The sequence below is a fragment of the Paludibacterium yongneupense DSM 18731 genome, assembly GCF_000422925.1.
Lineage (GTDB): Bacteria > Pseudomonadota > Gammaproteobacteria > Burkholderiales > Chromobacteriaceae > Paludibacterium > Paludibacterium yongneupense.
In genome coordinates this window covers 101,251-123,671 of the sequence record NZ_AUGZ01000013.1, presented here as the reverse complement: position 1 = coordinate 123,671, position 22,421 = coordinate 101,251, and the positions used below count along the sequence as shown (strand labels likewise).

Genomic DNA, 22,421 nt, shown 5'->3' with positions numbered 1-22,421 from the left:
CGGTACGGTTCTTGCACTGAGGAGGCCGGGCGCGAACCGCCCACCTTAAGCCCCCACCGCCACAAGCGCTTGGGACCGATGTGCCTTTTCGACCGGAAAAGTCTTATGAAATATGATTCTGCCTGCCTGCCGTGGTTGGCGGGAATCGGCGCGGCTCTGTTGTGGGCCGGCAACTTTGTTGTCGGCAAGTCGCTGCGCACCGATATTCCGCCCTGTTCTCTGGCTCTGCTGCGCTGGAGCCTCGCCTTTCTCTGTTTGACCCCTTTCGTCGTGCCCGGCTTGCGCCGCCATTTCGCCCCGATCTGGCGCGTGCGCGGCACCGTGCTGGTGCTCGCGCTCAGTGGCATCAGCCTGTCCAATACCCTGGTCTATATCGGCCTCGGCCACACGCGCGCCGCCAACGCGGTGGTGTTGAATGCGGCCATGCCGGCTTTCGTCTTTCTGTTGTCCGTATTGAGCGGGCGGGGACGCGCGCATGCCGGCGCGGCGCTCGGCATGCTGGTGTCGCTGCTTGGCATGGGGCTGCTGGTGGCTCAAGGCGGCGGGCTCGGCGGCGCGGGCGGCGGGGATGCCTGGGTCGCGGCCGGCCTGTTCTGCTGGGCGATTTACACCCTGGTGCAGCAGGGCTTGCCGCCGGGGCTGGACAAGCTGACCCTGTTGTGGATATTGACCGGAGTCGGCTGCCTGCCGCTGCTGCCGTTTGCCGCTGCCGAGCACGCGTCGTGGCCGGCGCCCGGTGCCGGGCTCGCTTACGGCGTCGCGTATCTGGCGCTCGGCCCGTCTCTGTTCGCCATGCTGTTGTACAACCTGGCGATTCGTCGGCTCGGCGCCCTGCGTGCCGGACAATTCATCAATCTGGTGCCGGTGTTCGGCACCCTCTTGTCGGTGCTTTGCCTGGGCGAACATGTCGGCCCGGTCGGGCTGCTTGCGCTGGTCGTGGTGTCGTGCGGACTCGCACTGGGGAGTGCCGACATGGGGCGCCTGCGCCGCCGGCGCGGGACACCCCCGGTCGTGCAGCAGCTTACAGCTTGATCAGCGTGGTTTTCAGCTCGGTGTACTTGTCCAGCGCGTGCAGCGACTTGTCGCGGCCATTGCCGGATTGCTTGAAGCCGCCGAAGGGCAGGTTCATGTCGCCGCCTTCGTCGTAGCAATTGACCCAGACCGTTCCGGCGCGCAGGCGCCGCGAGACGCGGTGCGCGGTGGACAGGTCGGCCGTCCAGACGGCCGCCGCCAGGCCATAGTCGCTGTCGTTGGCAATCGCGATCGCCTGTTCCACGTCGCTGAAGGTGATCAGCGACAGCACCGGGCCGAAGATTTCCTCGCGACATAGCGCCAGATCGGGGGTGGGGCAGTCGAAAATCGTCGGCTCGATGAACAGTCCGCCGCTTTCCCTGCGCACCGGCTGGCCGCCGCACAGCAATTTGGCGCCGCTGCGGCGGCCCTGATCGATATGGGCGAGAACCTTGTCGAATTGCAGTGTGTCGACGATGGCCCCCATCGTGCTGTCCGGATCGAGCGGGTCTCCGGGCAGCCAGTGCCGGGCCGCGGCGAGCAGGGCGGCGATGAAGGGCGCGCGGATGGATTCTTGCACCAGCACGCGCGAACCGGCGGTGCACATTTCTCCCATATTGAAGAAGATCGCCGCCGCCGCGCCGCGCGCCGCCGCCTCGATATCGGGGCAGTCGGCCAGGACGATATTGGGCGACTTGCCGCCGAGCTCCAGCCATACCCGTTTGAGGTTGGACTCGGCGGCGCAGGCGGCGATGCGTTTGCCGACCGCGGTCGAGCCGGTGAAGGCCAGGCAGTCGACGTCGGGGTGCAGGGCCAGTTGCTGCCCGACGTCGCCGGCGCCGGGAAGGACCTGGAATATGCCGGCAGGAATACCGGCTTCGTGCGCGAGGCCGGCCACGCGGATGGCGGTCAACGGCGATTTCTCGGACGGTTTGACAATGACGGCGTTGCCGGCGGCCAGTGCCGGGCCGAATTTCCAGCTCGCCATCAGCAGCGGAAAATTCCACGGGACCACGGCGGCGACCACGCCTATCGGTTCGCGGCTGACCAGTCCGACCAGTTTGGGGTCGACCGGGGCCAGTTCGCCGCCGGTCTTGTCTATCGCTTCGGCGAACCATTCGACGCAGTAGGCGGCACCGGGGATGTCGACGCTCAGCGAATCGGCGATCGGCTTGCCCATATCCAGCGTTTCCAGCAGGGCCAGTTCGTCGGCGTTGTCGCGGATCAGCGCGGCGAAACGTTTGAGAATGCCGCCGCGCGCGCGGGGGGACAGCCCCGACCACACGCCGGCGTCGAACGCGCGCCGCGCCGCGGCAACTGCGGCGTCGACATCGGAGGGCGCGCTCCAGCTGACGCGCGCGAGCTTGACGCCGCGCGCCGGGTCGATGCAGTCGAAACAGCGGCCATCGGCGGCATCGACGTAGGCGCCGTCGATAAACGCGCGGCTTTCGATCTTCAGCTCGGCGGCCTGGGCAATCCACTCGGCATGGGATCTATCCATAACGGCATTCTCCTGGGTCAGATTTCGGATTTCAGAACGTAGGCGGCGAACTGGCGCTCACCATCTCGCAAGGCACCGTTCCCGTGTTGCGGAAACGGTGCGGCAATTTGCTATCGAAATAGTAGGCATCGCCTGGACCAAGCAGGCGGCTTTCATTGTTGACGGTGATCTCGATCTCGCCCGCGATCACCACGCCCCCTTCCTGGCCGTCGTGTATCAGCATGTCGGGCCCGGTATCGGCTCCGGGTTGATAGGTTTCGCGCAGGATGGCGATATCGCGTCGTTCGTGTGCGGTCCCTACAAGCAAGAGCTGTACCCCGTCGCGGCCCAGGTCGGGGAGCTCGGCGGCGTGATAGAACGCCCGCGGCGGCATCGGTTCGATGTCGAAGGTGAAAAACTCGGCCAGTGTCATCGGCAGCCCTTCCAGAACCTTCTTCAGGGAACTGATGGACGGACTGACCCGGTTCTGCTCGATCAGCGAGATCGTGCCATTGGTGACTCCGGCGCGCTTGGCCAGTTCGCGCTGCGACAGGCCGAAGCGGTTGCGTACGGCGCGCAGGCGTGCACCGACATCGACGGACGGCGATTCGGGGCCCGGCTTGTTAATAATTTTAGACGTCATCTGTGTCATCGTGTAAGTCGAACGGTAAGCGGCGTGCTGCGTTGCAAAAACGATTTACCTTTGCAACATCGGCATTTTATAGTCAATATCAAAATGAGGTGGCAAGCGGATTGTGAATTTTTTTAAACAAGCCGCTGGCGGAGAGCCTGAATCATAATTCGAGGAGACAACTATGCTGATAGGGGTACCGAAGGAGATTAAAAATCACGAATATCGCGTCGGGTTGACCCCGGCCGCCGTGCGCGAGTTGATCGCCCATGGGCACAAGGTCATGGTGCAAAGCCAGGCCGGTCTCGCTATCGGCTTTGCCGACGAACACTATCTGCAAGCGGGCGCCGTTCTCGCCTCCTCTGCCGAAGAGGTCTTCGCTCACACCGACATGATTGTCAAAGTCAAGGAACCGCAGCCGGTGGAATGCCGTTTGCTTAGACCCGGACAAGTGTTGTTCACCTATCTGCACCTGGCGCCCGATCCCGAGCAGACGGCTCTGTTGCTTCAATCCGATGCTGTCGCGATTGCCTACGAAACGGTGACGGACGAGCGCGGCGGCTTGCCCCTGCTGGCGCCGATGTCGGAAGTGGCCGGACGGATGGCGATTCAGGCCGGTGCGCACGCGCTCGAAAAAGCGCAGGGCGGGCGCGGCGTTCTGCTCGGCGGCGTGCCGGGCGTGCCGCCGGGCAGGGTGGTCGTGATCGGTGGCGGGGTCGTCGGGTTGAACGCCGCGCGCGTGGCGCTTGGCATGGGGGCCGATGTCACCCTTCTCGACAAGTCGCTGCCGCGGCTGAAGGAAATCGATCTTGTGTTTCGCGGCCAGATCAAAACGCTGGTGTCCAATGCCGCCAATATCGACGAGATCATACGCGATGCGGATCTGGTGGTCGGCGCCGTGCTGGTGCCGGGAGCGGCGGCGCCGAAGCTGGTGACACGCGCGATGCTCAAGCATATGAAGGCCGGCGCGGTGCTGGTCGATGTCGCGATCGATCAGGGCGGGTGTTTCGAGACCAGCCATGCGACGACGCATCAGGATCCGACCTATGTCGTCGACGGCGTCGTGCACTACTGTGTCGCCAATATGCCCGGTGGAGTGGCGCGCACCTCGACGCTGGCATTGAACAACGCGACCCTGCCATACACGCTGGAGCTGGCCGACAAGGGCTGGAGCGTCGCGCTGCTGGAGAATATCCATCTTCGGCATGGCCTGAATATCTGTCGCGGCAATGTGACGTATGCCGCCGTGGCGCGCGAGCTCGGGTATCCGGTGGTCGATGTGCTGGATACGATCAAATCTTCATCTTGAGACGAGGTTTTCATGGAGCAAGTGGTCATCGGTATTCCTTGTGACATCAAGTTGATCGGGGCTCATCCCTATCATGCGGCGGGTGATAAATATATCGATGCCGCCCGTGGCGGGGCCGGTGGCTCGGTGCTGCTGATTCCCGCCCTCGGCGATGCGTCGCTGGCACCCGAACTGCTCGATATGTTCGACGGAATCCTGTTGACGGGCTCGCTGTCGAATGTCGAACCTCGGCATTACGGCGGCGATCCGTCGCGCCCCGGCACGCTGCACGACCCGGAACGCGACCGCACCACGCTGCCGCTGGTGCGGCACGTACTGGCCGCCGGCATTCCTTTGCTGGGCATCTGCCGCGGCTTGCAGGAGATCAACGTTGCGCTGGGCGGCGAGTTGTATCAGCACGTGCACGAAGCGCCGGGCATGAACGACCACCGCGAGCCGGCATCCACCGAGCTGGAAACGCTGTACGGCCCCAGCCACACGGTACGCTTCTGCCCGGAGGGCGCGCTGCAGCGGTGGACGGGCTGTGGATCGGCCATCGTGAATTCGCTGCACCACCAGGGCATCAAGCGCCTCGCCGACGGGCTGAAGGCCGAGGCGACGGCGGAAGACGGCCTGGTGGAAGCGTTCAGCGTCACGGACTCGCCCGCGTTCGCATTCGCAGTGCAATGGCATCCGGAATGGCATTACGCCGACAATCCGGTGTCGATGGCCATCTTGCGTGCTTTCGGCGACGCCTGTCGCGAACGGCAGGCGAGACGCGCGGCATCGGCCCGGTTTGTCGGTGAATGAGGTGACAGACAAAGGATAGTGCGTATGAACAACGAAATGATCGAATGGCTGCGCGAACACCGGATCACCGAAGTGGAATGCATCGTTCCCGACATGACTGGCGTCGCGCGCGGCAAGATCGTCCCGAAGGAAAAATTCGTCAGCGATCCCGAGATGCGTTTGCCGGAAGCGGTGCTGATCCAGACCGTGACCGGCGATTATCCCGACGACAGCCATCTGGACCTCACCGACCCCGATATGGTGCTGCAGCCCGACCCGACCACGCTGCGCTTCGTGCCGTGGGCATCGGATCCCACCGCGCAATTGATTTACGACTGCTATCGTTCCGACGGAACGCCGGTGGATGTCGCGCCGCGCAATGTGCTCAAGCGGGTGCTGTCGCTGTACGATCAGCATGGATGGGATCCGGTGCTCGCGCCGGAGATGGAGTTCTATCTGCTGTCGCCCAATCCCGATCCCGATATTCCGCTTGCCGCGCCTATCGGGCGCACCGGCCGCGCCGAGTTCGGGCGTCGTTCGTATTCTATCGATGCCGTCAACGAATTCGACCCCTTGTTCGAGGATATCTACGATTATTGCCATGCGCAGAACCTCGAAGTGGACACGCTGATTCATGAAATCGGCACCGCACAGATGGAAATCAATTTCCTGCATGGCAATGCGCTTGACCTGGCCGACCAGGTTTTTCTGTTCAAGCGTACCGTTCGCGAAGCGGCTTTCCGTCACAATATGTATGCCACATTCATGGCCAAGCCGATGGAAAATGAACCCGGCAGCGCCATGCACATGCATCAGAGCGTGGTCGAACGCAGCAGTGGCCGCAATATTTTCAGCAACGAGGACGGAAGCCCTTCCGATCACTTCTTCCACTATATCGGCGGTCTGCAGCGCTATCTGCCGTTTGCGATGCCGATGTTCGCGCCCTATGTGAACTCCTTCCGCCGCTTGTCGCGCTATACCGCGGCGCCGACCAATGTGCAGTGGGGCTATGACAATCGCACGGTTGCCTTCCGCGTGCCGCACTCCAGCGCGCAGGCGCGGCGCGTGGAAAACCGGGTGCCGGGCGTCGATGCGAATCCTTATATCGCGATGGCGGCGACGCTGGCCTGCGGTTATCTGGGCATGATCAACAAGATCCGCCCGAGCGAGCCGTGCCAGACCGATGCGTACGAGCTCGAGTTCCAGTTTCCGACCGGATCCGAAGAGGCGCTGATGCGCTTGCGCGAATGTCCCGAGATCGCCGAAGTGCTGGGGCCGCGCTTTGTCCGCCTCTATGTGGCGATGAAAGAGAAAGAATTCTCGGAGTATTTCCGGGTCATCAGCCCGTGGGAACGGAAATTCCTGTTATTGCACGTTTGAAGCCACGAATGGAGGGGTTATGGCTCAAGAGCGCAGCACGCAACAATGGCGCGATATGGATGCCGCGCATCATCTGCATCCGTTTACCGACACCGATTCGCTCAATCGCCACGGTGCACGTGTCATCACGCATGGCGAAGGGATTTATCTGTGGGATTCGGACGGCAACAAGATCACCGACGCGATGGCCGGCCTGTGGTGCGTGAACCTCGGCTATGGACGCAAGGATCTGGCGCTGGTGGCGCAGCAGCAGATGGAGACGCTGGCCTACTACAACACCTTCTTCAAGACCACGCACCCGGCGGTGACCGAGTTGTCGGCACTGCTGTCCGAGATCGCGCCTCCGGGATTCTCGCGCATGTTCTATACCAACTCGGGCTCCGAAGCGGTGGATACGATGATCCGCATGGTGCGCCGCTATTGGGACGTGCAGGGCCAGCCGCAGAAAAAGACCCTGATCGGGCGCTGGAACGGCTATCACGGCTCCACCATAGGCGGCGCGAGCCTGGGTGGCATGGGGTATATGCATGAGCAAGGCGATTTGCCGATTCCCGGTATCGCGCATATCGAACAGCCGTGGTGGTACGGGCTCGGCGGCGATTCGAGCCGCGAGGCCTTCGGCTTGCATGCGGCCGGCTGGCTGGAGCAGAAAATCCTCGAAATCGGGGCGGACAAGGTGGCGGCTTTTGTCGGCGAGCCGATTCAGGGGGCGGGCGGCGTCATCATTCCGCCCGCGAGTTACTGGCCCGAAATCGAGCGCATTTGCCGCAAGTACGATGTGCTGCTGGTGGCGGACGAGGTGATTTGCGGCTTCGGGCGCACCGGGGAATGGTTCGGACATCAGCATTTCGGCTTTCATCCCGACCTGTTTACCACCGCCAAGGGCCTGTCGTCGGGCTATCAACCCATAGGCGCGGTTTTCGTCGGCGATCGCGTGGCCGAGGGGCTCGCCCGGGGCGGCGATTTCAATCACGGTTTCACCTATTCCGGCCACCCGGTGGCGGCGGCCGTGGCGCGCGCGACGGTGCGCGCCTTGCGCGACGACGGCATTGTCGATCGCGTGAAGAACGACGTCGGTCCCTATATGCAGGAGCGCTGGCGCGAGACCTTCGAGGGTTTCGACCATGTCGACGATGTCCGCGGCGTGGGGCTGATCCAGGGCTTTACCCTGGTCCGGAACCGCGACACGCGCGAGTTGTTCCCCGATTTTGGCGATGCCGGGACGCTCTGTCGCGATATCTTCTTCGGGAACAATCTGATCATGCGCGCCTGCGGCGACCATATGGTGGCGTCGCCGCCCCTGGTGGTGACGCGCAAGGAAATCGACCAGATGCTGGGAGTGGCGCAGCGCTGCGTTGAAGAGTTCGAACGCGAAATCGTCCGGCGCGGGATGGTCTGAGTCCGGGGGGGGGGCGGCCCGCCGCGTCCAGCGGTGCGGGCGGCCTCCCGTTTTCAATAAAGTGAATAAACACTTGTCAGTCACTGGTTTTCTTCGCTTGCCTAGGCAGGGTCCGCAGTGGATAATCGTTCTAATTACTTGTGCTCACATACTATCCCTTAATTATGCCTATATTGTGTAAAGGGATGGCGCGGCCGGGTTTCCCGTAGTATGACTTCATTGCGGTCAGTGCGCTGCATGGTGCTGACCGTTCTCAAACTATAAAAAACACAGGATCGGGCGAATGTTTGTCGGAATCGGGTATGTCGTCATTCTTGCGTCGGTATTGGGGGCGTTCGTGGCAGCAGGGGGGCATATCGCGGCCCTGTTGCAACCCCTCGAATTCGTGATGATCGGTGGCGCCGCCGGGGGCGCCTTCGTCGTTTCCAACGGGGGGCCTGCGCTCAAGGCGACGCTGAAGGCGCTGCCGACCGTATTTAAAGGCTCGCCATACAGCAAGGCGTTTTACATGGAGTTGTTTGCCATGTTGTACGAGTTGCTGGCCAAGGTGCGCAAGGAAGGCTTGATGTCGATCGAGTCCGACGTCGACAGTCCCGAATCCAGCCCCGTATTTGCCAAGTATCCGGCCGTGCTGCACGATCATCATGTGGTCGAGTTCATCTGCGACTATCTGCGGCTCATGGTCGGCGGCAATCTCAATGCTTTCGAAATCGAAAACCTGATGGACGTCGAAATCGAGACCCACCATCACGAGGGCGAGATCCCGGTCAGCGCCGTCAAGGCGATGGGGGACGGCATGCCGGCTTTCGGTATCGTGGCGGCGGTCATGGGCGTCGTGCATACGATGGAATCGGTGGGGATCCCGCCGGCCGAACTCGGCATCCTGATCGCGCACGCGCTGGTCGGGACCTTCCTCGGGATTCTGCTGGCTTACGGTTTCGTCGGCCCGCTCGGCACGATTCTCGAACATCGTCTGGCCGACAGTACGCGCGCGTTCCAGACGGTCAAAGTGACCATCCTGGCCAGCTTGAACGGCTATGCGCCGCAAGTGGCGGTGGAGTTCGGCCGCAAGGTGCTGTCCTCGCACGAACGGCCTTCGTTCAAGGAACTGGAAGACCACGTCAAGTCGACGAAGAACAAGTAAGGATCGCGCATGGCTGACGAATCACAACGCCCGATCATCGTCAAACGGATCAAGAAGGGCGGCCATGGCTCGCATGGCGGAGCCTGGAAAATCGCCTATGCCGACTTCGTGACGGCGATGATGGCGTTCTTTCTGTTGATGTGGCTGCTGGGCTCGGTCTCGCAAGGCTCGCTCGACGGGATCGCCGAATACTTCAAGACCCCCCTCAAGATCGCCCTGTCGGGGGGCGAAGGCTCGGGCGCGGCGACCTCGGTGATCAAGGGCGGCGGCACCGACATTACGCGCAGCACGGGGCAGGTCAAGAAAAGCGTGAAGGAAGACCGCGAGAACGAAAAAAAGAAGCTGCTCGAGTTGCAGCAGAAAATCCAGCACACGATCCAGACCAGCACGTTGCTCAAGAGCTATCAGAACCAGTTGCGCCTGGAGATGACGCAGGAAGGCCTGAAGATCCAGATCGTCGACGAGCAGAATCGTCCGATGTTCAACTCGGGCAGTTCGGTGATGATGCCCTATACCAAAGAGTTGTTGCAGGCCCTGGCCAAGGATCTCAACCAGATGCCCAATCACCTCAGCATCTCCGGGCATACGGATGCCACGCCCTATAGCTCGGGTCAAGCCGGTTACAGCAACTGGGAGCTGTCCGCGGATCGCGCGAATGCCGCGCGCCGCGAACTGGTTGCCGGAGGCCTGCTCGAGGACAAGGTCTTGCGCGTGGTCGGACTGGCTGCGGCCAATCCTCTGATCCGCTCCGATGTGTTCGCGGCGGAAAATCGCCGTATTTCCATCGTGGTGCTGAACAAGGACACCGAAGCGACCCTGCTCAACGACGGGGTCAATCCGGGGATGAACCAGGAACCTATCGGCCCGATTTACCCGCCAGCCAAGGGCGGCTGAGTTGACGCGCGGTAGCCGTGTCGCCCGCCATCTGGCTGCGCAAGTGCCGGCGCTGCTCCTTGCCTGGTTCTGGCTGGCCCCTGCGCTCAACCCCGTCGCCTGGGCGCTGACTGCCGGCGCCTTTGCGGGCGGGTTCGCCTTCTGCCTGCGCCTGGGCGTGCGCGCCGCGGCCGCCCAGGCCGCGCTCCCCGCCGTTCTGCTGCTTGCCTTGCGGGCGGGGCTGCCGCCATGGTCGTATCTGGCGGCCTTTATCGTCTGTCTGCTGCTGTTTCGCAACGCCATTGTCGAACAAGTCCCGTTTTATCGTTCGTCCTCGCCGGCACTCGCCGCGCTGAGCGCCTGCCTGCCGCAGGGCGCACGGCTGCTCGAGGCCGGCTGTGCCGACGCACGCCTGGCGCTCGCGCTGGCGGCGCGCCGTCCCGATCTCGATGTCACGGCCCTGGAAAATGCCTGGGGAGCGTATCTGCTGGCGCGGCTGCGCTGGTGTTTGAGCGGGCGGCCACAAAACGTGCATCTGGCATGCAGAAATTTCTGGAAAGAGGATTGGGGATGTTACGATACGGTCTATACCTTTTTGTCCCCGGCTCCGATGGAGCGGGTGTGGAATAAATTCGTCAGCGACGGAGAACCCGAGAGCATGTTGATCAGCAATACGTTCGCCATCCCCGGCGTCGCGCCGCTGTCGCGACAACCGCTGCCCGGACCTCTGCAAGTTGAACTCTTGATCTGGCGGCATCCCCATGGAACTTGCTGACTGGCTGAACTCCATCGCCGAGCGGCGCTGGCCTATTCTTCCCGGTACGATGTCGGAACTGAAGCAGATGGTCGCGCGCAACAGGGATCTGGTCAGCTTTACCGATCTGTCTAACCTGATTTTGTCCGACCCGCTGCTGTTTTTCGACTTGATCCGCTTGCTTGGCCGCTCGGCCGCGCTCAACCGCAACGAGATCATGCCGTCGATCGAGCAGGCGTTGATGCTGGTCGGCCTCGATCCGGTCGTGATGCGCTTCTCGCGACTCGAAGCGCTGGCGCCGGTGCCGGATGCGCTGTCGGCGGCGACGATAGAGGAAATCGGCGTGCTGCTCGGACGCGGCAGGGTGGCGGCCATGATCGTCAAGGACTGGCTGTCGCAGGCGGGCGAGCACAAGGTCGAAGATTGCTACCTTGCTGCGCTGGTGTACAACTTGCCGGCCTGCTTTTATCTGTTTTACCGCAATCACGGCAGTGATCGCCCCTTGTTGCAGGTGGTGGCCGAGAATTTCGAAACCGATTATCCGCGCCTGCTGGAGAGTTTCATCCGCGCGCTCGGCCTTCCCACGGCATTGCTGTCGCTGCTGGCGCCCGGCCCCAGCACTACGCGCAAGCAGTTGCTCAAGCTGGCGGTCGCGACTGCCAACGGCATGGAACAGGGCTGCTGGCGCGGACAGTGGCAGGCGGGGATAGAGGTTGCCTCGCGCCTGATCGGCACGTCTTACGATGAAGCCTATGCGGCCGTGCCCTATGCCGCGCAGCAGGTTGCGAACAATGCCCGGGCCGTAGGCTACACCTTTCCCGCGCGCGAGCTGATCATGCTGCCGGGCGAGTATGTGCGCGTCTCGCTGCACGAGGGAGGGGGGCTGTCCGAACACGCGCAGCTTGAACTCGCGCTGCGCGAGGCCTTGCGCCATCTGGCCAACGACCTGAAATTCGAACGCGTGATGTTCCTGCGCTACGACAGCGATCGTCATGCCTTGAAGTTGCAGTATCAGATCGGCTTGGAACCTGGTCATCCGATGCGCAAGCTGGAGGTCGGGCTTGAGCCCGGTTCTTTCTTCGCCTTGCTGACCAGCAAGCCGCAGAGTTTCCACGCACCGGCGGCCGTGCGCGCGCAACTGGCCGGCAAGTATCGCGATCCGTTCTTCGATAGCATCGGCGAGCGCGAATTCGCGGTGATGTCATTGTTCTCCGCCCATCGTCTCAGCGGGGTGTTCTACGTCGATCATGGCAAGAACGATCTGGCCATCGACGCCAAAACCTATCAACGCTTCAAGGAAATGGTGCTGCGCGCCGCGCATCATCGCTAGAACCATGCAGTCCGAATTCAAACGCATCGAATCCGCGCACAACGACGAGATCAAGCAGTTGGCACGCTTGCTGCAAAATGGCCGCGAGCGCCGGCAGCAGCGGCTGATGGTGCTGGAGGGCATTCATCTGCTCGAAACGGCACGGGCAAGCCATGCGACGTTTGCGGCGCTCTACGTGAATGAACGTGCGCGCGGGAACGCCGAGGTGGAAGCCCTGCTGGACGCTCTTGCCGCGCGCTGCAGGGTGACCGTGCTGGCCGAGGCGCTGTTCGGCAAGGTGTCCGCGCTGAGCAGCGCCCCCGAAATTCTGGCGCTCGTGCAACGGCCCGAGCACGCGGCGGCGGCGGCGAGCGCGTCGCGCCTGCTGCTGGAAAATGTGCAGGACCCGGGGAATCTCGGCACTATCCTGCGCTCGGCGGCCGCGGCCGATGTCCGCGATGTGTATCTGAGCGCGGGCTGCGTCGACGCCTATTCGCCCAAGGTGCTGCGTGCCGGCATGGGCGCGCATTTTGCGCTCAATCTGCGTGAAGACGCGGATCTGGCGGCGGAATTGCTCGCTTTCGACGGGGCACGGCTGGTGACCTCGCTCGAAGGAAGTCAATCGCTGTACCGTCAGGATCTGCGAGGTCCGGTTGCTTTTGTTTTCGGCAACGAGGGCGCCGGCGTCAGCCGCGCCTTGCTGGATCTGGCCGATGTCCGCGTACGGATTCCGATGCCGGGGCAGGCCGAATCCCTGAATGTGGCGATGGCGGCCACCTTGTGCCTGTTCGAGAGGGTACGCCAGCTTTATCCCGACTGATGATGGAGAATTGGGCGATGAGCGTCGCGACCCCCGTGCTGGAGACCGAACGATTGTGGCTGGATGCGGTCGACGACCGTGATCTGCCCGCGATGCTGGCAATCTATTCGGACTGGCGCGTCATGCGCCTGTTCGGCCAGGACCCCTTTGTCGATCTCGAGCATGCGCGCGCCTGCCTGGCGATCCAGCGCAACTTGCAGGAAACCGGCATCGGTTTGTGGTGGGCGCTGCGCCGCGAACGCGGGGGCGAATTGCTCGGAACGCTCAATCTCGACGGTATCAACCGGCAATGGCACAACACGGGTGTTTCGTATCTGCTGGCCGATGCCGAGCGAGGGCAGGGGCTGATGGGCGAGGCGCTGTCCGTCGTTCTCGCCTGGTGCTTCGCCGGCGGACTCGGCTGTCCGATCCGGCGCGTGCAGGCTTTGGTGTTCGCCGAGAATGACGCCTCGCGGCGCGTGCTGGAAAAGCTGGATTTCGAATTCGAAGGTCGGCGCCGCGACCTGATGTACTGGCTCGGACGGTACTGGGATCTGGATGCATTCAGCCTGATCAACCCCTTGCCGCTGCCGTCCTCGTCCTGAAATCGCCGGCAGGGCCTGCCCGCCGGCTGTCCGTTCTCACACGGTGTAGCGCGCGAGGGTGGCGATCTGTTTTTTCGCCAGCTCGGCCAGATGAACCGCGCTGTCTGCCGTCTGCCTGGCGGCGGTGCTCGATTCTTCCGACAAGGCCGCCGTATGCTCGACTTCGCTGGCGATATTGTTGCTGGCTTCGCCCTGCTGCTTGATCGCCGTGGCGATCTCGCTCACGCTGCGCGTCGATGTCGCGGTGTGCTCGCCGATGCGCTTGATCGCGCGGTCGGCGTTGTCGGCTCTTTCCACGCCCGACTCCACCCTTTGCTCGGCCGACTGCATCTGGGTGGTGGCATGGCGCGAGCGGTCCACCATCGCTTCGATGGTGGTGGCGATTTCCTGGGTCGAACTGGCGGTGCGCTCGGCCAGTTTGCGCACTTCGTCGGCGACCACGGCAAAGCCGCGACCGCTCTCGCCGGCACGCGCCGCTTCGATCGCGGCGTTCAGCGCGAGCAGATTGGTCTGGTCGGCGACTTCGCGAATGACCGAAATGACCGCGCTGACCTGGCCGGTATACGCCTCCAGTTCCTGGATGCTGTTCACCGAGGTCTTGATGACGGTCGAAATTTCGCGGATGTCGGCAATTGTCTGGCCTATGATGCGCGATCCCTCGTCCACCAGCTTGGCCGCTTCGACCGAGCCTTCGTGAGTGAGGGTAGCCTGACTCGCGACATGGTTGATGCTGACCGTCATCTGTTCTATGGTCGCAGCCATGCTGGCCGCAGCCTGGCTTTCTTCTTCCGCCGCCGACGACACCTCGACCGCGGTTTGCGACAGCTGCTGCGATTCGGTGGCGACCTCGCGTGCGTTGAGCAGCAGGTCGCCGAGATTGTGCTGCAGACGTTCAAGCAGACTGTTGAAGCTCGACGCGGTCTGGCCGACTTCGTCCTGGCGGCGGATACGCGCGCGCAAAGTGAAATCCAGTGTGCCGCCGACTTTTTCCAGCGTCGACTGGATATCGTCCAGGCTGCGGTGGATGTGGCGATAGGTCCGGAATCCGGTCAGCGCGCTGACGAGGAAGGCGGCGGCCATCAGGATGCCCCCCACGGCCTCGGACCAGTGATAGGCCGCGGTGCCCTGTTCCTGAATGACCTGACCCTGCTGTTTGATGAAGGCAAAGTGGTCGACGATGTCCTTGTGCACGCGCTCGCCTGCCGGGTAGAGCTCGTTCGCGAGGACGGCGCGAGCGGAGGCCGTATCGTTGGCGCGCGACAGGCCGATGACTTTTTCTGCGACCTGGTGATAGGCCGTCACATCGGTCCGCTCGGTCGCCAGCAATTTGCGTGCGGTTTCGTCCAGGATCGCAGCCTGTTCGTAGGCCGCCAATGCGTTGTTGAATCCGGCAAATGCGGTGGCCAGGTCGCTCTCTGCGGCCTGCTTTTCCGCCGGGTCCGTGACCGACAGGTGCCGATAGGCGGCGATGCGCATATTGGCGAGGTTGCCTTTGGCAATGTCGAGCTGCAGGATGGCCGGGATGGCTTTTTGCTGTACGAAGGCCAGGCGGTCCTGGTCCTGTCCTATCTGCCAGCCGCCATAGGTGCCGACCAGCAGCATGGAGAAGAGGGCAATGGTTAAGGTCAATATCAAACGCCGCGAAATGGTCATTTCTACTGTTTCCCTGGGGCGACAGCGGGGGCTGTCGTTGGATGCCTATTTTGGGTAAAAGGATGGTTTGTTGTTCAGTCTGAACATATGTGCTGACTGCATTGCTTTTTTTTATTTGATCGGTGTGATGCCCGCGACATTATTGAAAACGATTCCAGGCCGACGGGGGGTGACCCAAGTCAATTGCGGCGGGATAGCCAGCCAAAAACGACGCCTTCATCCCGTTGCCCCGTCGGCCGCCGGCTCCCGCCCCCATTGCCGTCGTCGCTCGGCAATCGCGTGCAGGCGCGCCGCATCGACAGACTCTGCGATTCTACTCTTATCGGCTTGTTCCATGGCGATGGCGGCGGCATCGACTTCGCGTGCGGCATCGAGCAGGGCGCGCAAGACGTCGAGCTGGGGGCAGGCGCAGTCTTCGTAGCCCAGGCGCCCGCGCGCGTCAGCCAGGCCGACGGCCAGCAATTGCTCGAACCGTTGCGGGCGGCGCAGCGCGTCGCAGTCCTTGAACAGGCGCAGCACGGTGGCGGCACGCATCGCATCCGCCGCATGCAGCTTGCCGTGAAAGCGCACCGCCAGCCGCGCGAGATCGCGGCAGTCGCCCGGAACGCGCAAGCGTTCGCACAGCGCGAGCAGCGGCGCCTCGCCCCGCGCCTCATGGCCGATATGGCGCGGCAGGACGTCGGCCGGGGTCAGTGCCTTGCCCAGATCGTGGCACAGGGCGGCAAACCGCACCGCCAGGGCCTCGCCGCGGCTGGCGGCGTAATCCAGCACCCGCATGCTGTGGTCGCCGCAATCGATCTCTGGGTGGTACTCGGCACGCTGCGGAACGCCGAATAGCGCATCGACTTCGGGCAGGATTTTCGCCATGGCGCCGCAGGCGCGCAGGGTGATGAAAAAGCGGGACGGCGTCTGCTCCTGTAGCGCTTTCGCCATCTCCTGCCATACCCGTTCTGCCACCAGGGCATCGACTTCGCCGCTGGCGACCATGGTCCGCATCAGCGCCTGCGTTTCGGGGGCGACGGTAAAACCGAAGCGGGCGGCAAAGCGGGCCAGCCGCAAGATCCGCACCGGGTCTTCGGCAAAGGCCGGACTGACATGGCGCAGCACGCCGGCCTCGATATCCTCTTGCCCATGGAAGGGATCGATCAGCGTGCCGTCGTCGTCCTCTGCGATCGCGTTGATGGTCAGGTCGCGCCGCGCGAGGTCTTGCTCAAGCGTTACATCGGGAGCGGCGTGAAAATTGAAGCCGCGATACCCGGGCGCGGTCTTGCGTTCGGTGCGGGCCAGCGCGTACTCCTCCCGCGTGCGGGGGTGCAGAAAGACCGGAAAATCGCGCCCGACCGGGCGGAAACCCTGTGCCAGCATCTGTTCCGGCGTCGCTCCGACCACGACCCAGTCGCGGTCGCGCACAGGCAGGCCGAGCAGGCGATCGCGCACGGCACCGCCGACGATGTAAACTTTCATTCGCGCGTAAGCCGCTGCCGGTAAGCGGAACGGCGTGCGTTGAGCTCGCCGTGACCAAGGTAGAGCGGCAGTATCGACGTCAGGGAGGCCGGCTCGAAACCGAGTTCGCGACTTGGGAAGCCGTGTTCGCTGACCGAGTCCCTGCTCAGTGAGCGCAGATTGTCGCGGCTCATCAGGGTGGGGCCGGGCAGGCATTCCATGAGTGCGGCCTGCCACCAGGCGAGTGCAGACGGCAGCGCCAGCACCGGCCGCGCACCGCCGTCGAGCCGACCGACGCGGCGTGCGAGGTCGCGCAGCGTCAGCGTGTCCGGTCCGACCAGGTCGTAGCTTCCGCCCCGGGTCTCGTCGCGCTCGAGCACCGCGCCGACGGCGCGGGCGACATCTTCGACCCATATCGGCTGGAAGCGCGTCGCGGCGCCGGCCAGCGGCAGCACCGGCAGGCAGCGGTTCAGGGTGGCGAACAGCGTCGTCAGATGATCGTCGGCGCCGAAAACCAGCGATGGGCGCAATACGGTCCAGTCCAGACCGCTGGCCTTGACGCGGGCCTCGCCGCGCCCCTTGCTCTGCAAGTACAAACTCGGCCCGTTCTCGTCTGCGCCGAGCGCGCTGATATGGACGAGGCGGCGCACCCCCTGATTCGCACAGGCGGCGATGATGGAGTCGACCAGGGCGACGTGAGCCTGCTCGAAACGTGTAGGCGTGCCATGCAGGATGCCGACCATGCTGACCACGGCATCGTGGCCGGCGACCAACGCGTTCAACTGTGCGGCGTCGCCGACATCGCATTCCAGCACGTCGACGCCGGGCAGGACGATGAGGCCTTCTTTGCTACGCTCACGCCGTCGCGTCGGAATGGTGACGGCGATTGCACGTGCGCTCAGACTGGCTGCCACATGGCGACCGATAAAGCCGCTGCCGCCAATGATGCAAACGCGTTTTACGTCCATTTTTGTTCTCCGCAATGCCGGGTGAAAAGGGGTGCCGGTCGCGACCGGCCCGCCATCCTGTCTAGCGCGGCGGGATGACGCCCAACCGTGTTTTCAATGAAATACTGGCATGTCCCATTCCCATTGAATAGAACGCTGCGTTGGCCATGACTTTTTGCACATAGTTGCGTGTCTCTTTGAAGGGAATGGTCTCTATATAGACGGCGCCTTCCAGTGCCTGCGGCCCTTGCCAGCCGCGCGCGCGCGAGGGGCCCGCGTTATAAGCGGCGGTCGCAAGGACCGGGCTGCCGGACAAGGAATCCATTACGTACTTCAAGTACCAGGTTCCCAGCTGGATATTGGTTTCTACATCGTTGACGCTCAATGTGCCGGACAGCCCCATTTTCTGGGCTATCCAGTGCGCGGTTCGCGGCATCAGCTGCATCAGACCGCTGGCGCCGACCCCGGACTGCGCGACATTGACGAAGCGGCTCTCTTGGCGGATCAGGCCATATACCCAGGCGTCGTCGATGCCGAGCTGCCTGGCATTGCGCTGGGTGATTTCACGATAGGGCATCAGATAGCGCAGCGTGAAATCGTGTTGGACGCGCGTCTGCTCCGCACTGTAGATCGCCATGTCGTAGAAGCCGACCTTGCTCGCGATTTCGGCAGCAGCCAGCAATTCCATATCGCTGCGGCCTCTCATCGCATGGCGCCACTCTATGGTGGCCAGGCCACGCAAGGGCGCCGTCTGCGCACTGTCGGCCATCTGGTACAGCGCCAGCGCGCGTTTGAGCGCAGGCAGATGCAGCATGTTTTCGAAGTCGGCATTGGCGGGAGCGGTTTTGTCGGCCGGCGCGGTCAGCGTGGTGCCGAGTTCTTCCAGCGCCAGCAGCCCGTAGTAATCACGGCTCATGCTGACTTTGGCGAAGCGGGCATTGGCGGCGGCCGGTTGCCCATCGAGCTTGTCGACCCGGGCCAGCCAGTATTGCCAGGCCGGCTTGGCGGCGATCTCGGGCGGCATGGCGCCGATGACGGCACGCAGCGTCGCCCATCGTCCTATGCGCAAGGCGCTGCGTGCCCAGTAGTCCCATTGCTCGCGTGTCAGCTGGGTGCGGTCGGCGCGGTCGAACCATGCCAGCGCAGCATCGGCCTGCAGCTTGCGAGCGCTGAGCAGGGCCAGTTGGCCCCAGGCAAAGCCGCGTTCGGACGGCGTCAGCTGCGCTTCGTGCGCACTCAGCAGGCGCGCGGCGGCGTCGGCGTCTAGCCGTCCGCGTCCCACCACCCCATAGACGAAGCTTTCCTGTCCAGAGCGGCTGTCGAGGCTGGCGGCGAGCGGTTGATTGAGCATGGCTGGCGTCAGCGGCAGCCCGGTTGCCGCCGCCAGCGTGCGTCCCGCGTTCAGGTAGTTGTTCGCCAGCAGCAGCCGCACGCGGCGCCACAGCCATTCGCTATCGAGCAGCCCGCGGCCGGCGGCCGTGGCGATCAGCGTGGTGCAGCCGTCGGGAGCCGGATGGCCGTCGAGGAAACGGTCGAGCCCTGCCGGCGCACGCCCCTGCCGCAGATCGTCGACATCGGCGTAGCATTGGCTTTCTTCGTCACGGCTGCTGGCGGGCAACAGCTTCCACTCGTTTTCGAAACGGCCCCAGTCCTGGCGCTTGCCCAGTTTTTTCAACCACTCGACGCGCAGTTTGTCGGTCAGGACGCCGTCGTGCTCGCGCGCGAGGAAGGCGATGGCCGGGGCATCGATGTCGCGATCCAGCGATTTCAACGCCAGCCAGTAGGCGGGGTAGACATGCAGCGGATCGGACCCTAGCGCATCGACCGATAACTGCAACTGTGTCAGATTATTGGAACGGTAAGCGTCGTACGCGCTCATCATCTGGGCGGATGTCGCGGCCTGCGCCGCCGCCGGAAGCCATAGCGTCAGGGCGAGCAGGGTGAAACGGAATGTCGGCTTCATCTAGTCTGTCCGGCGGGCGGCGTCATGCTGTCGCCCGCTTCGTAAAATTCGAGGGGGAGTCCGTCCGGGTCGGCACAGAAAAAGAAACGCCGCGCGGTCGATTCGTCGAGCCGGATCGCTTCGGCCTCGATCCCTGCTGCCAGCAAATGGCGGCGGGTCGCGTCGAGGTCGGGAGTGGCAAATGCCAGATGGCGCAATCCGCAGGCCTCCGGACGGCTGGGCCGGGCCGGCGGGGAAGGGAAGCTGAACAGCTCGAGCTGGCTGCCATCCGGCAGCGCAAGATTGAGCTTCCACGATTCGCGCTCGGCGCGCCAGGTCTCGCTGACGACGGTCAGTCCGAGGACCCGTTGATAGAAGTCACGTGAACGCGAGTAATCGGAAGCAATAATGGCAAGATGATGTATCCCTGTAATGAGTGCTGACATGGTCTCGCAAAGTGCATATTAAATTGTTTGTACAAGGCGCCTGTCGCGATCGGGTGTGCCGGCCGCAACCGGCAGCGCGCACGCCCTCGTCGTTCATGGGGCCGCAGGCCGCCGTTGCTGGACTCCCCTAATTTTAAAGGCTTGCCGCAGCAGGCGCAGCCAATAATCGATTTGAAAATACTATCAAATTTAGAGTTACAATTAATTTGTGAAAATTACAAATATCTATCAATATTGCCACATCGATAGCGACAACAACCCAGCAACCTCAAGGAGTGTAGAGTATGTTGAAAAATCAAGAAGGCAAGCGCGTTCCCGACGTCGTGTTCCACACCCGCGTCAATAACGAATGGAAAGACATCACGACGGAGCAGCTGTTCAAGGGCAAGACCGTCGTGCTGTTTTCGCTGCCGGGCGCGTTCACCCCGACGTGCTCGTCGACCCACCTGCCGCGCTACAACGAGTTGGCGCCGGCATTCAAGGCCAACGGCGTCGACAGCGTACTCTGTGTCTCGGTCAACGACACCTTCGTCATGAACGAATGGGCGCTCGATCAGGAGGCCGCCAATCTGGTCATGGTCCCGGACGGCAATGGCGAGTTCACCGCCGGCATGGAAATGCTGGTCGACAAATCTGATCTGGGCTTCGGCAAGCGCAGCTGGCGCTACTCGATGCTGGTCAAGGACGGCGTCGTGGCCAAGATGTTCATCGAGCCGGAAGAACCGGGCGATCCGTTCAAGGTGTCCGATGCCGATACCATGCTCGATTACATCAACCCGCAGGCCAGGAAGCCGGCGCAAATCGTGGTTTTCTCCAAGCCGGGCTGCTCGTTCTGCGCCCGTGCGAAGGCCGAGCTGAGCGAGAAGGGGCTGCCCTTTGTCGACGTCCCGCTCGACAACAAGGTGCGCGGCAAGGTGCTCGGCGCCGTGTCCGGCGCCATGACGGCTCCGCAGGTCTTCATCAATGGCGAATTGGTCGGGGGCGCCGATGCCCTGACTGCCTGGCTGGCTGCGCATTGATCATGGGATGGCCGGTTTGACCGGCCGCGTTCCGGGCGACGTTGCCCGGGATACGGCACGCCGTCGCAGCAGCGTGCCGTATCCCGCTGGATTGAAAGGAAGTGCAATGCATACACTCACAGTTGATGTCGCCGTGATCGGCGCCGGAACGGCCGGCCTGGCCGCGTATCGCGCCGCCGTGGCGCAGGGCGCCCGCAGCGTCGTCATCGAAGGCGGGCCCTATGGCACAACGTGCGCCCGCGTCGGCTGCATGCCGTCCAAGCTGCTGATCGCGGCGGCGGAGGCTGCCCACAGCGCGCAGCATGGCGCGGCCTTCGGCGTACACATCGATGGACGGGTCGTCATCGATGGTCGCGAGGTCATGACGCGCGTCAAGTCTGAACGCGATCGTTTTGTCGGTTTTGTCCTCGACGGTGTCGCCTCGATTCCCGAAGAGGACAAGCTTGTCGGCTATGCCCGCTTCATCGACAAGAATACCTTGCAGATCGATGATCATACCCGCGTTCATGCCCGAAGCATCGTGATCGCGACCGGGTCGTCGCCAGCCGTGGCGCCCTCGTTCCAGGCGCTCGGCGATCGTCTGGTCGTGAATGACGATATCTTCGAATGGGACGATCTGCCTGCGAGTGTCGCCGTGTTCGGCCCGGGGGTGATCGGGCTCGAGCTTGGGCAGGCGCTGGCGCGGCTCGGAGTCAGGGTGCGGGTCTTCGGTGCCAGTGGCCGCGTGGGCCCCTTGACCGATCCGGCAGTTCGCGCCTCGGCGCTGGAGGCTTTCAATCAAGAGTTCGCGCTGGACCCGGCGGCGCAGGTCGAGGCGATGCAAAACGAGGGGGATGCGGTTTCGGTCCGTTTCACCGACCGCAACGGTTTACCCCGCAGCGAACGGTTTGACTATGTGCTCGCGGCCACCGGCCGACGGCCGAATGTCGCGGGCCTGGCCCTGGAAAATACGGGGCTGTCCCTCGATGCGCGCGGGGTGCCGCTGTTCGACCCGGCGACGCTGCAATGCGGGACGGAGCCGGTTTTTGTCGCTGGCGATGTCAATGATGTGCTGCCCCTGTTGCACGAAGCCGCCGATGAAGGGCGCAGCGCGGGGCGCAATGCCGCGTGCTGGCCGGATGTCGTCCCCCTGACCCGTACCGCGGCCATGGCCGTGGTGTTTTCCGACCCGCAGATCATGCTGGTCGGCAAGCATTTCACCGAACTGGATCCGCAGAGCATCGTTGTGGGGGAAGTCAGCTTCGCCAACCAAGGGCGCAGCCGGGTGATGCTGGAGAACCGCGGACTGCTGCATGTGTATGCCGAGCGCGACGGCGGGCGTTTCGTCGGGGCCGAGATGGTCGGTCCGCGCGCCGAACATCTTGCCCACTTGCTGGCGTGGAGCGTGCAGCAGAAGCTGACGATCGCGCAGATGCTGGCGATGCCGTTCTACCATCCTGTCATCGAAGAGGGGTTGCGCACGGCTCTGCGCGACGCGGAAACCCGCTTGCGCGGCGACGACTGACACCC

The 22,421-nt window shown here is 63.3% G+C and carries 19 protein-coding genes and 1 pseudogene; 13 read left to right on the top strand and 7 right to left on the bottom strand.

Annotation, left to right across the window (positions count from 1 at the left end; all coding sequences use genetic code 11):
* The first annotated feature begins 105 nt into the window (after positions 1 to 105).
* Positions 106 to 1,032 (top strand): DMT family transporter, encoded by a 927-nt coding sequence (locus G520_RS22100; RefSeq protein ID WP_051229249.1) that lies wholly within the window; start codon positions 106 to 108, stop codon positions 1,030 to 1,032.
* Here G520_RS22100 and G520_RS0107875 read toward each other — a convergent pair.
* Together G520_RS0107875 and G520_RS0107870 are read right to left on the bottom strand one after the other, a co-directional pair.
* On the bottom strand, positions 1,022 to 2,512 hold the full coding sequence (locus tag G520_RS0107875) for an aldehyde dehydrogenase (RefSeq protein WP_028535166.1): 1,491 nt from the start codon (positions 2,510 to 2,512) through the stop codon (positions 1,022 to 1,024). The two genes, G520_RS22100 and G520_RS0107875, sit on opposite strands and share 11 nt — an antisense overlap.
* A gap of 31 nt (positions 2,513 to 2,543) precedes the next feature.
* Positions 2,544 to 3,134 (bottom strand): cupin domain-containing protein, encoded by a 591-nt coding sequence (locus tag G520_RS0107870; protein WP_051229247.1) that lies wholly within the window; start codon positions 3,132 to 3,134, stop codon positions 2,544 to 2,546.
* A 172-nt stretch (positions 3,135 to 3,306) separates the two neighbouring features.
* Between G520_RS0107870 and ald the strand changes: the two genes are divergently transcribed.
* The 10 genes from ald (at position 3,307) to G520_RS22095 (ending at position 13,462) form a co-directional block, all read left to right on the top strand.
* Positions 3,307 to 4,431 (top strand): alanine dehydrogenase, encoded by a 1,125-nt coding sequence (ald, locus tag G520_RS0107865; RefSeq protein ID WP_028535164.1) that lies wholly within the window; start codon positions 3,307 to 3,309, stop codon positions 4,429 to 4,431.
* Positions 4,432 to 4,443: 12 nt separating this feature from the next.
* Positions 4,444 to 5,220: a gamma-glutamyl-gamma-aminobutyrate hydrolase family protein gene (locus G520_RS0107860; protein ID WP_028535163.1), complete on the top strand. Its 777-nt coding sequence runs from the start codon at positions 4,444 to 4,446 to the stop codon at positions 5,218 to 5,220.
* Between the two features lie 24 nt (positions 5,221 to 5,244).
* Complete coding sequence (locus G520_RS0107855; RefSeq protein ID WP_028535162.1) at positions 5,245 to 6,579, top strand: glutamine synthetase family protein; 1,335 nt, start codon at positions 5,245 to 5,247, stop codon at positions 6,577 to 6,579.
* Positions 6,580 to 6,598: 19 nt separating this feature from the next.
* Positions 6,599 to 7,978, top strand: a complete 1,380-nt coding sequence (locus G520_RS0107850) for an aspartate aminotransferase family protein (protein WP_028535161.1) — start codon at positions 6,599 to 6,601, stop codon at positions 7,976 to 7,978.
* Positions 7,979 to 8,261: 283 nt separating this feature from the next.
* Positions 8,262 to 9,122, top strand: a complete 861-nt coding sequence (gene motA / locus G520_RS0107845) for a flagellar motor stator protein MotA (protein ID WP_028535160.1) — start codon at positions 8,262 to 8,264, stop codon at positions 9,120 to 9,122.
* A 9-nt stretch (positions 9,123 to 9,131) separates the two neighbouring features.
* A complete protein-coding gene (motB, locus tag G520_RS0107840; protein ID WP_028535159.1) occupies positions 9,132 to 10,016 on the top strand; it encodes a flagellar motor protein MotB in 885 nt (294 codons plus the stop codon).
* A 1-nt stretch (position 10,017) separates the two neighbouring features.
* Positions 10,018 to 10,770 (top strand): hypothetical protein, encoded by a 753-nt coding sequence (locus G520_RS0107835; protein ID WP_028535158.1) that lies wholly within the window; start codon positions 10,018 to 10,020, stop codon positions 10,768 to 10,770.
* Entirely contained in the window at positions 10,757 to 12,079 is a 1,323-nt protein-coding gene (locus G520_RS0107830; protein ID WP_028535157.1) for an HDOD domain-containing protein, read from the top strand. The genes G520_RS0107835 and G520_RS0107830 overlap by 14 nt, the downstream gene beginning before the upstream one ends.
* A gap of 4 nt (positions 12,080 to 12,083) precedes the next feature.
* On the top strand, positions 12,084 to 12,878 hold the full coding sequence (locus G520_RS0107825) for a TrmH family RNA methyltransferase (RefSeq protein WP_028535156.1): 795 nt from the start codon (positions 12,084 to 12,086) through the stop codon (positions 12,876 to 12,878).
* Positions 12,879 to 12,895: 17 nt separating this feature from the next.
* A complete protein-coding gene (locus G520_RS22095) occupies positions 12,896 to 13,462 on the top strand; it encodes a GNAT family N-acetyltransferase (protein ID WP_036665722.1) in 567 nt (188 codons plus the stop codon).
* A 36-nt stretch (positions 13,463 to 13,498) separates the two neighbouring features.
* Here the strand turns inward: G520_RS22095 and G520_RS22090 are convergent, their stop codons facing one another.
* From G520_RS22090 to gloA2, 5 genes and pseudogenes are all read right to left on the bottom strand, one after another.
* Positions 13,499 to 15,115 carry a methyl-accepting chemotaxis protein gene (locus G520_RS22090; protein WP_051229245.1) on the bottom strand — a complete coding sequence of 539 codons (1,617 nt, stop codon included), beginning with the start codon at positions 15,113 to 15,115 and terminating at the stop codon, positions 13,499 to 13,501.
* Between the two features lie 216 nt (positions 15,116 to 15,331).
* On the bottom strand, positions 15,332 to 16,579 hold the full coding sequence (locus G520_RS0107810; protein ID WP_028535155.1) for a multifunctional CCA addition/repair protein: 1,248 nt from the start codon (positions 16,577 to 16,579) through the stop codon (positions 15,332 to 15,334).
* Between the two features lie 281 nt (positions 16,580 to 16,860).
* Positions 16,861 to 17,526: pseudogene (locus tag G520_RS0107805) on the bottom strand (complex I NDUFA9 subunit family protein); the annotation flags it as partial.
* A 61-nt stretch (positions 17,527 to 17,587) separates the two neighbouring features.
* Positions 17,588 to 19,468: a lytic transglycosylase domain-containing protein gene (locus G520_RS0107800; protein ID WP_028535153.1), complete on the bottom strand. Its 1,881-nt coding sequence runs from the start codon at positions 19,466 to 19,468 to the stop codon at positions 17,588 to 17,590.
* Positions 19,465 to 19,893, bottom strand: a complete 429-nt coding sequence (gene gloA2 / locus G520_RS22085) for an SMU1112c/YaeR family gloxylase I-like metalloprotein (RefSeq protein ID WP_051229243.1) — start codon at positions 19,891 to 19,893, stop codon at positions 19,465 to 19,467. Before gloA2 ends, G520_RS0107800 begins: the two co-directional genes overlap by 4 nt.
* 284 nt (positions 19,894 to 20,177) lie before the next feature.
* On the opposite strand from gloA2, the gene G520_RS0107790 reads away from it, so the two are divergent.
* Both G520_RS0107790 and G520_RS0107785 read left to right on the top strand, forming a co-directional pair.
* Positions 20,178 to 20,912 carry a glutathione peroxidase gene (locus G520_RS0107790; RefSeq protein ID WP_028535152.1) on the top strand — a complete coding sequence of 245 codons (735 nt, stop codon included), beginning with the start codon at positions 20,178 to 20,180 and terminating at the stop codon, positions 20,910 to 20,912.
* A 106-nt stretch (positions 20,913 to 21,018) separates the two neighbouring features.
* Positions 21,019 to 22,416 carry a dihydrolipoyl dehydrogenase gene (locus G520_RS0107785; RefSeq protein WP_028535151.1) on the top strand — a complete coding sequence of 466 codons (1,398 nt, stop codon included), beginning with the start codon at positions 21,019 to 21,021 and terminating at the stop codon, positions 22,414 to 22,416.
* Positions 22,417 to 22,421 lie beyond the last annotated feature (5 nt).

Bases quoted from the DNA above. Each gene is read 5' to 3' on its own strand.
- G520_RS22100 (WP_051229249.1), top strand. From the start codon at position 106: ATGAAATATGATTCTGCCTGCCTGCCGTGGTTGGCGGGAATCGGCGCG.
- G520_RS0107875 (WP_028535166.1), bottom strand. From the start codon at position 2,512: ATGGATAGATCCCATGCCGAGTGGATTGCCCAGGCCGCCGAGCTGAAG.
- G520_RS0107870 (WP_051229247.1), bottom strand. From the start codon at position 3,134: ATGACGTCTAAAATTATTAACAAGCCGGGCCCCGAATCGCCGTCCGTC.
- ald (WP_028535164.1), top strand. From the start codon at position 3,307: ATGCTGATAGGGGTACCGAAGGAGATTAAAAATCACGAATATCGCGTC.
- G520_RS0107860 (WP_028535163.1), top strand. From the start codon at position 4,444: ATGGAGCAAGTGGTCATCGGTATTCCTTGTGACATCAAGTTGATCGGG.
- G520_RS0107855 (WP_028535162.1), top strand. From the start codon at position 5,245: ATGAACAACGAAATGATCGAATGGCTGCGCGAACACCGGATCACCGAA.
- G520_RS0107850 (WP_028535161.1), top strand. From the start codon at position 6,599: ATGGCTCAAGAGCGCAGCACGCAACAATGGCGCGATATGGATGCCGCG.
- motA (WP_028535160.1), top strand. From the start codon at position 8,262: ATGTTTGTCGGAATCGGGTATGTCGTCATTCTTGCGTCGGTATTGGGG.
- motB (WP_028535159.1), top strand. From the start codon at position 9,132: ATGGCTGACGAATCACAACGCCCGATCATCGTCAAACGGATCAAGAAG.
- G520_RS0107830 (WP_028535157.1), top strand. From the start codon at position 10,757: ATGGAACTTGCTGACTGGCTGAACTCCATCGCCGAGCGGCGCTGGCCT.
- G520_RS0107825 (WP_028535156.1), top strand. From the start codon at position 12,084: ATGCAGTCCGAATTCAAACGCATCGAATCCGCGCACAACGACGAGATC.
- G520_RS22095 (WP_036665722.1), top strand. From the start codon at position 12,896: ATGAGCGTCGCGACCCCCGTGCTGGAGACCGAACGATTGTGGCTGGAT.
- G520_RS22090 (WP_051229245.1), bottom strand. From the start codon at position 15,115: ATGACCATTTCGCGGCGTTTGATATTGACCTTAACCATTGCCCTCTTC.
- G520_RS0107810 (WP_028535155.1), bottom strand. From the start codon at position 16,579: ATGAAAGTTTACATCGTCGGCGGTGCCGTGCGCGATCGCCTGCTCGGC.
- G520_RS0107800 (WP_028535153.1), bottom strand. From the start codon at position 19,468: ATGAAGCCGACATTCCGTTTCACCCTGCTCGCCCTGACGCTATGGCTT.
- gloA2 (WP_051229243.1), bottom strand. From the start codon at position 19,893: ATGTCAGCACTCATTACAGGGATACATCATCTTGCCATTATTGCTTCC.
- G520_RS0107790 (WP_028535152.1), top strand. From the start codon at position 20,178: ATGTTGAAAAATCAAGAAGGCAAGCGCGTTCCCGACGTCGTGTTCCAC.
- G520_RS0107785 (WP_028535151.1), top strand. From the start codon at position 21,019: ATGCATACACTCACAGTTGATGTCGCCGTGATCGGCGCCGGAACGGCC.